This window comes from Collimonas rhizosphaerae, from assembly GCF_038896935.1.
Classification (GTDB): domain Bacteria; phylum Pseudomonadota; class Gammaproteobacteria; order Burkholderiales; family Burkholderiaceae_D; genus Collimonas; species Collimonas rhizosphaerae.
Genome location: NZ_JBANDC010000012.1, coordinates 1 through 11,236, shown reverse-complemented (window position 1 = coordinate 11,236; position 11,236 = coordinate 1). Strand labels below are relative to the sequence as shown.

Annotated in this window: 6 protein-coding genes and 2 pseudogenes; 3 read left to right on the top strand and 5 right to left on the bottom strand. The window is 48.2% G+C overall.

The window, feature by feature from the left end; translation table 11 throughout:
- The first annotated feature begins 468 nt into the window (after positions 1–468).
- Both V8G57_RS17060 and V8G57_RS17055 read left to right on the top strand, forming a co-directional pair.
- On the top strand, positions 469–2,121 hold the full coding sequence (locus tag V8G57_RS17060; RefSeq protein ID WP_342830378.1) for a hypothetical protein: 1,653 nt from the start codon (positions 469–471) through the stop codon (positions 2,119–2,121).
- Between the two features lie 345 nt (positions 2,122–2,466).
- Positions 2,467–2,587: pseudogene (locus tag V8G57_RS17055) on the top strand (helix-turn-helix domain-containing protein); the annotation flags it as partial.
- 308 nt (positions 2,588–2,895) lie between these two features.
- On the opposite strand, the pseudogene V8G57_RS17050 reads toward V8G57_RS17055, so the two are convergent.
- From V8G57_RS17050 to V8G57_RS17040, 4 genes and pseudogenes are all read right to left on the bottom strand, one after another.
- Positions 2,896–3,189: pseudogene (locus V8G57_RS17050) on the bottom strand (integrase core domain-containing protein); the annotation flags it as partial.
- Between the two features lie 3 nt (positions 3,190–3,192).
- Complete coding sequence (locus V8G57_RS26280; RefSeq protein WP_425458301.1) at positions 3,193–3,420, bottom strand: ribbon-helix-helix domain-containing protein; 228 nt, start codon at positions 3,418–3,420, stop codon at positions 3,193–3,195.
- Between the two features lie 451 nt (positions 3,421–3,871).
- A complete protein-coding gene (locus tag V8G57_RS17045) occupies positions 3,872–4,135 on the bottom strand; it encodes a hypothetical protein (RefSeq protein ID WP_342830377.1) in 264 nt (87 codons plus the stop codon).
- 84 nt (positions 4,136–4,219) lie between these two features.
- Positions 4,220–4,732, bottom strand: coding sequence for a transposase (locus V8G57_RS17040; RefSeq protein WP_342830376.1), 513 nt, complete (start codon positions 4,730–4,732; stop codon positions 4,220–4,222).
- A gap of 363 nt (positions 4,733–5,095) precedes the next feature.
- Here V8G57_RS17040 and V8G57_RS17035 point away from each other — a divergent pair, with 363 nt between their 5' ends.
- Positions 5,096–9,535: a dermonecrotic toxin domain-containing protein gene (locus V8G57_RS17035; RefSeq protein ID WP_342830375.1), complete on the top strand. Its 4,440-nt coding sequence runs from the start codon at positions 5,096–5,098 to the stop codon at positions 9,533–9,535.
- An 864-nt stretch (positions 9,536–10,399) separates the two neighbouring features.
- Here V8G57_RS17035 and V8G57_RS17030 read toward each other — a convergent pair.
- The coding region (locus V8G57_RS17030; protein WP_342830374.1) for a bifunctional folylpolyglutamate synthase/dihydrofolate synthase at positions 10,400–11,236 on the bottom strand (837 nt) is incomplete at its 5' end.

Here is an 11,236-nt window from a genome sequence, read left to right as displayed (position 1 = left end):
ATTCTGGAGAGTGTGAAGATGGTTATAAGGAATTGAATTTGCTGCTCTGTAAGATTTGCAGTTTTCAAGGTTTAGGTAAGTCAGCGTAGCGGTTCTAAGTCGCTGAGCTCGGCTGTCGCCGGCAGACTCTGAATGGCGGAGATCCGTACGCTCGGGGCAGGCAAACGACCAACTTTTTACAGACCGCGATAGACCGAATGATGCTCTCAATCGGATTGCTTTCGATGGACAACGTATCTGGAGGATGGTCAATCTTTACCCTTGCATCTATCGTAGATATTTCATACATATCCACCACTTCTTGCAGTGTACGCGTCGCTATACTTGGCTCCACTCGCCTGCGGAGCCAGCACCATTTCAGTGTGCGAACTGGAGTCGCCTTAACAGGCTTGTTAGAGTGCAGCCGACATAAAGTCGATGCACTGACTTTCCTCCCCTCCCCCTTTTTTTGAATAGGATATTTCGATTATGATCAATTCCTCGCTACCACAAACACTCTCTACAATACGCAACGTGCCATCCTATGCTAATCAACCGAAATCGTCAGTTGCACAATCGAATTCAACGCCAGAAAATCTAAGCGCTCAACAGTGGGATCCGCGTCGACAATATGCTCCAGACAGTGAAGTCATTGTCGATGGTAAAAAATATCGGGCAACTTCACTAATTGAGCAGTATCCACGTACTTCACCGCTGGACAACGGAGATGTGTGGTTGTATGCCGGACAGGCTACGCCATCAGAAAAACTTGCGGGCGCAAAAAAAGAAGCTGTGGATCTTAAGAATCAACTAGCCATGGAGACATTATCGGCAGGGGCAGATAAGCTCGAAAAGCTAGTGTCGAAATCAACGTCAGAACAGCTGGACAACAAGTTAAGCGAAATTGCTGATCTTGAGAAACAACTGGCCACGGAGAAATTTTCGGCAGAGGCAGACAAGCTCGATAAGCTAGCACCGAAATCAACGTCAGAACAGCTGACAGACAGGAAAAAAAAAGGCGAGGATCTTAAGAACCAACTAGCCATGGAGACATTATCGGCAGGGGCAGACAAGCTCGATGAGCTAGCACCGAAATCAACGTCAGAACAGCTGGATGACAAGTTAAACGAGATTGCTGATCTTGAGAAACAACTGGCCACGGAGAAATTTTCGGCAGGGGCAGACAAGCTCGATAAGCTAGCACCGAAATCAACGTCAGAACAGCTGGATGACAAGTTAAACGAGATTGCTGATCTTGAGGAACAACTAGTCAAGGAGAAATTTTCGGCAGAGGCAGACAAGCTCGATAAGCTGGCTCCGAAATCAACGTCAGAACAGCTGACAGACAAGAAAAAAAAAGGTGCGGATCTTAAGAATCAACTGGCCATGGATACATTATCGGCAGGGGTGGACAAGCTCGAAAAGCTAGTGGAAAAATCAATGCCAGAAAATCTAAGCGCTCAACGGTGGGACCCGCGTCAACAATATGCTCCAGGCAGTGAAGTCATTGTCGATGGTAAAAAATATCGGGCAACTTCACTAATTGAACAGTACCCACGTACTTCACCGCAGGACCGCGGAGATGTGTGGTGGTATGCCGGACAGGCTACACCATCAGAAAAACTTGCGAGCGCCCAAAAAGAGGCTGCGGACCTTGGGAACCAACTAGCCTCGGAGACATTATCGACAGGGGCAGACAAGCTCGAAAAGCTAGTGGAAAAATCAATGCCAGAAAATCTAAGCGCTCAACGGTGGGACCCGCGTCGACAATATGCTCCAGGCAGTGAAGTCATTGTCGATGGTAAAAAATATCGGGCAACTTCGCTAATTGAACAGTATCCACGTACTTCGCCGCAGGACAGCGGAGATGTGTGGTGGTATGACGGACAGGCTACAACATCAGAAAAACTAGCGAGCGCCCAAGAAGAGGCTGCGGATCTTAAGATCCAACTAGCCATGGAGAGATTGTCGTCAGGGGTCGACAAGCTCGAAAAGCTAGTGCCGAAATCAGCGTCAGAACAGCCGGACAACAAGTTAGACGAGATTGCTGATCTTGAGAAACAACTAGCCATGGAGACAACGGACGGCCTCCACAAGATCGGAAACCCAATGCCGGAATCAACGTCAAAAGACGTAAGTTAACGCTTAGAACACGGTTGCGAATATTGAGAAAAGCCACCTAAAGAGGCACACAGAATGAGTGTATAGTCGCGACAGATTTTACTGTTTCAAGTATCTCAACAAGCTAGGCGGCGAAGCCGTCTAGCAGGAAATCAGTCGATGTAAGCTGGTACTAAAGAATCGCGTCAATCCCGTTTTTAGCACACTGTGGTTCCCTTTGTGCTGGAACAGCCGTGTACGGACAATTGCCTGCATCCGACGAACTGAAGTAGTGAGGTACTTTGCTTCCTTAAGTGCAATATGACTTAATCTGACATTTCTGGTTAAATTTAGAAACTAGCAATGAAGGAGAGTCAAATGAACGTCATGACGGAACAGAAGATCATCAAGAATAAGGTGGAGCTGTTGAAGCTTGCCGAGCAGCTCGATAGCGTATCGAAAGCTTGCAAGGTGATGAGATTTAGCCGCAGCAGCTTTTACCGTTTCAAGGATCGTTCCTGCAAGGCGGCGAAGCCGCCTTGCAGGAACGATCCTACCAGACCATCCAGAATGAGTTTTACGCCAGCATCTTCCGACGCAAACTATACTCTGCAGAGTGGTGTCGACGAATGGGTGCGAAGCTATAATGAAGAGCGAATGAATTCTGGCAAGCATTGCTTTGGCAATATCCCCGATGCAAACCTTCATCGACAGCAAGCATCTGGCTCTTGCAAAACAACTGGATCGGATAATGTGTAGTAGTCGCGATCTGATCGGACATTCCCCGGTTTGACGTGTGCAGTTGTCAGGTCAAATTCAGTTGTTTAGTGTCGTGATTTTATCTTGCCAGGCCTCCTTTCCGTCAATTAGTGTTTGCATGGGCGTCCGACCGCAGCACATCTTCCCTTGATGTGTGCGGTCGTTGTTGTAATAAGCCAGCCAGTCGTCGAGATCGTTTTGTAGCTCTTCAATCGAGCGATAGATCTTGCGCCGGAATGTGACCTGATAAAACTCCTGCAGAATGGTTTTATGAAAGCGCTCGCAGATCCCATTAGTCTGCGGATGCCGAACCTTCGTCTTGGTGTGCTCAATGTCATTGAGGGCCAGGTAAGATCACTCGATCAACTCTTTAAGCGAATAATTTTTCATCACACTTCGAACGCATAGCACTCGAATAAAACCACTAAAATTCTTTATTTCTTTGCTTTTGAGAGAGACTTGAATTTCAATATCAGATAGTAATTTGGCAGTTGATTGTTGCTGTTCTTTCGCGATTTCATCCAAAATTATCCAATATATCCGCTCGAGTCGAAGACAAGTTAAACGGCCATTTATTCGCATGGATCGTTGAAGCAGAGCCGACAAATTAACACAAGAATGGAATTCAGAATCCTGCATCAGAATGAACCTTTCATGGCACCTCTACTTGGATCAGTAAGCAATGATCTGGACTACGACCATGAATGGACATGGCAGTAATGTGGTACAGAATTTCATTTTGGCCGCTGCCGAACAACACTTTGATTTTCCGGAGGCTACCGCCGAAATCGAACGATTTCCTGACAATGACACGGCTATATAAACAACAAGACGTGTCGTTCTGATCGAAATTTGAAATTCAATCAGCTCACCAGGAAAATTGGTCCCGCAGAGTAATAGCTTCGTTGAATCGTTCGTCAAAGTCGTTGAGAACGACTGTATTGCCTTTCTTAGTAAGTCGAATTCGCCCACGGCACACGCGCATCTGGCTGTAGAATTTGAGCACTTCGACAAACGCCATTCGTGAAAAAAATTACGTCAAAGGAGTTTGACGCCGTTCGGGTTTCACTAACTTTCCAAAACGTTCTTCTAGTCGTCGAATCCTCTCCTCTAGTTGCGTCACTTGCACTTTGAGCTCCGCATTATCTCTATTGGTCGCATCGGCCGCCTCAGAAATTTGGCTGAAAGAGAGCCAACTTCCCACCGAAATAGTTAACGCCGCAATAGAAACTTTGATCACACTGAATACCATATACTTGCCCCTACAATTAGTTCGTCTTTTGTCTATTGCTGTCATTTATCTCCGACTATTGGAATCCCTCACATCGACACCGCAGCGGCGACCAAAGAATGCACCCTTCAAATCTATTCCGTCGCATCGCTATGGCGTGACCAACCCAACCCAATGCAATGTTGATGGCCCAGCCAATGCAATTTCTCGCATCACAGATTGAATGCCCTTCGCCGTATTGATTGTGGCCATATATTGTTTCTTTTTAGCTTTCCTGTTCAGTCTTCGCTCGATGCGGCGGGTGTACTGGTCTCCATACTGAACGATCGATTCCAACATACACTGCAAGTCCGGGTCATCAATCTGGCTTTGCGCCAATTGGCGCCAAACATCACACATATTCCAACGCCGAAAGCGCATATAGACCGCATTGATTTTTCCGAATTGCGCCGGCAGGCTGCTCCAACTTGCCTGATTCAATACTATCCACAGTACTGCTTCGATATATAAGCGATTGTTTTTTGCCTTCGCACCGGGATCGCCTTGCTTCCCGATCAGCAAAGGCGCCAATTTTTTCCATTGATCATCTCGAAGCTTCATTTCGTCATTCCGCATTTTTGATTCATCGTGAAATTTATAAAAATCTCCGTTAAGTGCTCTCATGATCGGATAGCTGATCGTTCATCGCTAGCAGACTTATCGTCAAAGAATGTAGGAAAACTCCGATAACACCCAAAACATCCTGGCTCAGCAGCCCAAAGACAAGAACAAGCTGTATGCGCCGAAAGCGGAATGCATCAACAAAGGCAAGATCAGTGGAATGTATTTAATACATATCCACCACCTCTGCAGTGACTGCGAAATCTATACTCCTTGACGAAACACTGTAAGAATCGCCAAAAAATATCCTGCATCAATCGGTGAATGCCAACTACATCAACGCGATCGTCTGATGACGGCACGCATCGGCAAGTCCTGATTGTCACGTCCTCCCACTATCTTTTTCTTTGAAAGGCTATCTTGACTATGAGTATTTCCTCTTCTTCACAATTTCCACCGGTCATTCGCACGCCCTATAATCCTCCTCCAATCGGCCCGTCCGTCAGTGCATCGAAAGCGCCTGAGCCGAATGATGAAGCAACCGATGACAAAGGCAGTGAGCGCCCCTCTCGATCGACGAACAGCGTCAGCACCGCTTCTGCGTTAACTGGTTCTTCCGTATCTGGCAGCGGCGCGTCATCGCAACCAACGACCAATGGCGCAGATGTCGTCAATGGACAAATCGACAAACTGGAACAATCCTCGGCGAACAGTGAAAAGGTGTTTGCGCAGAAACCGAGTTTGATGGAAAAACTCGCCGAGAAATTCGCAGCACAGCACCCAAAAGTACCGCGACCGATTGATCTCACTAAAACCTATGTGAATACTTATCGGATCACGCGGGTACCTGGCCATACCGATGAAAACGGTGTATACGTGTTCGGCAAAACTGTCCGTACGTTGGAGTCGTCAAAAAGCGTGGCTGATTGGATTGCGGATAAATATGCAAGCGGACCAGGTGTCAATCCCCTTGATAACGATATCCTAGCGAATAGTACGTTAGGTCGAGGAATCTATTCGGATCCGACGGCCGTCGAAGAGAGCGCGGAAATCGGAGGGGTTAGTGTTCGTGATTTGCAGCGCTTCCTTGATCAGCCTGGTACGGGCGATGACCTTGAGAAGACAGCTATTGATCAAAACAATGAGTATTATTCTCAGCCTAATTCCCAAACAGGTGGCCTAAGCGTTAAGCAATGGCTAGTTAATACGCGAAAAGAGCGGATACGTACAGAAGCAGATCTGCGTGTTGGCGACGGTACACTTCAGCCGAAAAGTAAAAAGCTGATCGATACGGTAATGGCCAATCCTACTCTCGCTGAACTGGAGAAGCTGCCGGTGGATCAGAGACCCAATGTAACGCCCTTAAGCATCAGGTTTGATCTGAACTCTCAAGTGGCCGATACGCCAATACCGGGCGCATTTTATATGTCGACTCCTCAAGCCGCAGGGAAAGGTTCGGGGGCGGATGATGCAGCGTTGGTTTTATCCATTCCAGGTGAGGCGCTCAGAGAGTTCGACTCCGAAGACGCAATGAACGGGTATATCGATGCTCGGTCACATCATCCTGAGGAGCGTAAATCTCTGCTAAATTTGCTGCAAGCACAGGTAAGATCTGCCGTAGGGGAAACAAGATTTACCCTAAGTCCGTCGGATTCCCCAAAACCTCGCATCGATGCGAATCGCAATTTTTTTGAGTACAGTGTTCAAGGGCAAATCGATCAACAAAATGCGGATATCCGCTATGAATTTGGACAGGCGAAGGTGCAGCGTGCCGACTTGAATGTATTCGATGCAATAGGCAAGTCGGCCAATGCACCGTTGCGACAGTCCTTCGATACGAGAGGTGTACTGGAAGAGCGTGACGCACAGCTGTTGGAAGCCAATTCGCCAGCTTGGCGGCAGAATGCCACCGACGCACAGCTTCGGCAACTTGAAGAGGTAGAGAAGAAACGCGAGGCAAGCGAAGAAAAAGTACGTGACTTAGCGGCGGAGAAGAAAATACCGCCTCTGCCAGAATTCACAAATAACGAAATCAATGCCGCGATAGAAAAGAAGTACCCTGGTTGGCGGATTTATCCTGAGCAAGTGACAGTTTCAATCACTGAACTCACACCCGGAGCTAGGATTCCTGGCACAGTTGGTTCAGCTGGGGCGCCGACACCAACGACTAATGTTAAGCAAGTTCCGGTCGTCGAATATTTTTTGGGGAACAATCCCCCTTGGGACGCGAGTTCTCGACGACAAGAACTATCGATGACCTTGATCGATAGCAAAGGAAATCGGAAGAAGCTATCAAGCGACGAGATCAAGAAAATGGTGACTGACGCGAATGTTGGTCAGAAATATCAGGACAAACTCAAGGAGACATTTCTTTCTTCTGGCGGGCAAGATCTTCGCGTTGCGTGGACGCAGTATCAAACGGCCAAGATGGACGTCGATGCTAAAGAAGCACGGCTCCAAGGCGTTTTTTCGGAAGATAGTCCTGAACGACCTGCATATGATTGGGTCGAAAGTGTGATTCAGTACCCGGATGCAAAAACCCGACCGAAGATTAGTGGACAAGCGATACAGGCCGAAGCATTGATCATTGGAGGTTCAGCGCCACATTACCGACGTGGCTTTAGTGTTGATGGCGTGATGGCCATTGGGCCTAAGAATGGCGCCGTCGTCTTGTGCACTCCTGAGGCGCCCGACGGTTTGACAATGCAGGTATTTGCGAGTCGGGAAGAAATGGCGCAGTCACCACGGTTGAGAACGCCTGAGATGGTAGCGTACCTCATGGCACGCGTATCGGAGAACGGTCAGGTCGAAGTCGCAAAATTAGGTGGTCCGGCGACAGGTGGACCCTACCGAGGGCCTACCACGGTCGGCACACATGAGATTCGGGGTAATGTACAAGACGAAATGTATACCGCCCACGTTAACATGATGATTGCCAACGCGAATGTCCAATCGACGACCAATGCCGAACGTAACAAGCAGTCGGCGCTGAATATTTTTAACACTGCAGTCGATATAGTAAATTACCTTTTAATGATCCCTGGTGCAGGGAGAATAGCTGGCGGAGTGAGGGGATTATTCCGATCTCCAAACATTCGTTCGCAACTCGCGAAATTAAAGACCTTGCCACGCCTGTTCAAGAAAAGAGGTCCGAGAGGAGAAGATACGATCGATCTGTTACCGAGATCGAGCACGTCAAGCTCAACGAATTCACTCAGCTCGAGAAGATTGTCCGCCGACATTGATCCGACAAAGCTTAAGCATGTCGGTAAGAATATCTTTGCTGATCCATCCACCAATAAGCAATATCTCTTGTACCGAAGTACCTGGGTTGAAACATTTACTCAAGGTGAAAAACGCTTTATTCGCGATCCGCAAAATCCGTTGGAACCCATGGAGATGAAGAAGATTGGCGAAGAGTGGGTGCCGCAGCTCCAGGAGGAAGTCGCGATCCCAGAAAAGCCGTCTAAAACACGTGCAGAAAGGAATGCTGAGTTGCCGACCGACCTATCCAGTCGCCCATTTGATGAGAATGCTTTAATGCACTATCGCATTGAGCTGATAAATTACCTGTCTACTGAGGGTAACCAAGAGACTTTCTTGAATTTTCTCGATATCCAGGCAGCCAAAGGTAATATCAGCTTGGACGACCGTGCCGCAATATTGGTCGCATCGGATCCTTATGAGCGAGCTAAACTTTTCTTGGAACTATACGAGTCACGCAGTCCAGAAGCTCTTCCTAAATTTCCGGCAGAACTGATGCAGGCGATTGGCAATGGCACTGAAGTGACATTGGCAAAAGAGTCGGTGGCGAAGTTAATTGCAGAAGAACGAAAAACGCTTGCAGATCTCCCGGCGAAACTGGAAGCTAACGGCCCATTTGACCAAGCGGCGATGAAAATACATCGCAAGGAATTAATGAAATTACTGTCTGCCGACAGCAACAAAGACACATTTTCCAATTTGCTCGATATACAAGCAGCCAAAGGTAATATTAGCTTGGACGACCGTGCCGCAATATTGGCCGAATCGAATCCTAATCAACGAGCTAGACTTTTCTTGCAACTATACGAATCACGCAGTCCAGAAGCTCTTCCTACATTTCCAGCAGAACTGACGCAGGCGATTGCCAATGGCACTGAAGTGACATTGGCAAAAGAGTCGGTGGCGAAGTTAATTGCAGAAGAACGAAAAACGCTTGCAGATCTCCCGGCGAAACTGGAAGCTAACGGCCCATTTGACCAAGCGGCGATGAAAATACATCGCAAGGAATTAATGAAATTATTGTCTGCCGACAGTAACAAAGGTACTCTCACGCGCCTGATAGATTATGCGTACTTTGACGGGGAGATTTCAGCGGCTGACGCTCATCAACTTCGGCGAACGCCCAATCCTCACGAGCGCGCTAGACTTTTCTTGGAAAGATACGAGGGAAGAAATCCAAAAACTCTTCCTAAATTTCCTGCAGAACTTAAGCAGGCGATTCTCGACACACCTGAATTTGCGCCCAAAGAAGGAATTCGGCCTGATTTTGCTGTCAAAGATCGGAACGCACTTGCAGATCTCCCAGCGAAACTGGAAGCCAACGGCCCATTTGACCAAGCGACGATGAAAACACATCGCAAGGAATTAATTAAATTATTGTCTGCCGACAGTAACAAAGGTACTCTCACGCGCCTGATAGATTATGCGTACTTTGACGGGGAGATTTCAGCGGTTGACGCCCATCAACTTCGGCGAACACCTGATCCTTACGAGCGGGCTAGACTTTTCTTGGAACGATACGAGTCAAGCAATCCAAAAACTCTTCCTAAATTTCCTGCAGAACTTAAGCAAGCGATACTCGACACGCCTGAGATCGCATAGGCAATCTATAGGTGTCTGATTCACGTGTGCGATGCAAGATATCATTTCAACTGAAATTGATGCAATGAATGATGAAATTCGCAAGCAACTGAAACTGAGGGAAATTGTACGAAGAACTCGGCAACGCAGGTATTGCCTACCTGCGTTGCAGCTCCATCATTCGTTATGGAATCTGGCGCCACATCGGGTACGTTGTCTTACCCCCTCTTAAACGGGATCTCATTCTAGCGGCTACCAGCCGCTAGTTCGAGCCGCCAATGTCAATGGCGTCGCCCAAGACCAGGTTCCCATGCGGGCAATATGCACCGTTGCTGAATCGGTCTTGCGTAGCGCGCATTCCACTTCGTCGCAACGGACTCAATTTGTGTTTCTTCGACGCGTTTGCGAGACCCCGCCGATGACTACGCCCACATGGCTCGCCATGGCCGATCGCCGGAGAACCATGCTGTGGGACTCTTCGGTCCACAGCATGGTTGATAACGGCCGAAAACTAACTCTGAAAATGGTCCAGAAAATCCAAGTAGATCATCTGGGTAGTTAAAATACTTTAACAGTCCAACTTTATGGGGCCAATCAATTCACCTAGAGTCTCAAAAACGAATACCGAAAAACAAAATCATCTCATCGATAGCAAGCGAATTTGCTTTATTCGAAAAAAAATTCGAGAAGTCACAGAAAATATGCTGACACAGCATACGAGCCAGCAAAAAATGCTTGCAAATACAAGCATTTTACGGGCCAAAATAATTGATCCACGCACCATTATTATTCGACGCTAACTGCTTCGTACCCATTACAAGCGGATAGCCGGCATTCCATGTCAGTTTCTGGTGACTCTTCATTCTTGACTTGCTACCGTATTGTTCACTCCTGCGTTTCATTAAATTTTCTCACCGCCATTACGCCGGCCACGGTCAGGAACGATCCGAAAACTACAATTCGATCATTCGCATTTGCTCTATCTAAGGCATCTGCGTAGGCCTGCCCGGGAGAGTCGAAAGAAGTAATACGGGATTGTGCATTTGGCCCTACATCGGGATGGACGCCTATCTCAAGTAAACACTCTTTCAATTGTTCACTGCTGGCGGCACGTGGCGGTGGCAATGCCGTCAAGCACCAGTGATCGATACATGACTTTAGCTGTGCTGCAATGCCCTTGATATCCTTGTCCAACATTGCGCCAAATACCGCATAGGTTTGTGCATGAAAATCCGTGTCTTTTAGATTTTTTGCCAAGGCAACTGCTGCATGCGGATTATGTGCAACATCAAATATGACCGATGGCTTGCCAGGTAAAATCTGGAAACGCCCTGGCAAATCTATGCCTAGAAGGCCATCGTGTAATGCGTTGAGACTCACCGGCAATTCGCGCTGCAACACTTCCAGCGCAGCCAATGCTGCTGAGGCATTCAGCAGCTGGCTGGCACCGCGCAGGCCGGGATAGCCCAGCGCATTGCGGCGCTGGCCGCGGCCGCCGTAATTCCACTGCTGCTTGTCGCCGGTGTAGTTGAAATCGCGGCCTAGCAGCCAGAGGTCGGCGCCGATCGCGTTGGCATGGTCGATCAGGGATTGCGGCGGCACCGGGTCGCTGCACACCGCGGTTTTGCCAGCCCGGAAGATACCTGCCTTTTCAAAGCCGATTTTCTCGCGGGTGTCGCCCAGGTATTCGATGTGGTCGATGTCGACGCTGGTGACGATGGA

What these genes read in the sequence shown, in the direction of transcription:
- V8G57_RS26280 (WP_425458301.1), bottom strand. Translation starts at nt 3,420, where the DNA reads ATGCGAATAAATGGCCGTTTAACTTGTCTTCGACTCGAGCGGATATAT.
- V8G57_RS17035 (WP_342830375.1), top strand. Translation starts at nt 5,096, where the DNA reads ATGAGTATTTCCTCTTCTTCACAATTTCCACCGGTCATTCGCACGCCC.
- V8G57_RS17060 (WP_342830378.1), top strand. Translation starts at nt 469, where the DNA reads ATGATCAATTCCTCGCTACCACAAACACTCTCTACAATACGCAACGTG.
- V8G57_RS17040 (WP_342830376.1), bottom strand. Translation starts at nt 4,732, where the DNA reads ATGAGAGCACTTAACGGAGATTTTTATAAATTTCACGATGAATCAAAA.
- V8G57_RS17045 (WP_342830377.1), bottom strand. Translation starts at nt 4,135, where the DNA reads ATGACAGCAATAGACAAAAGACGAACTAATTGTAGGGGCAAGTATATG.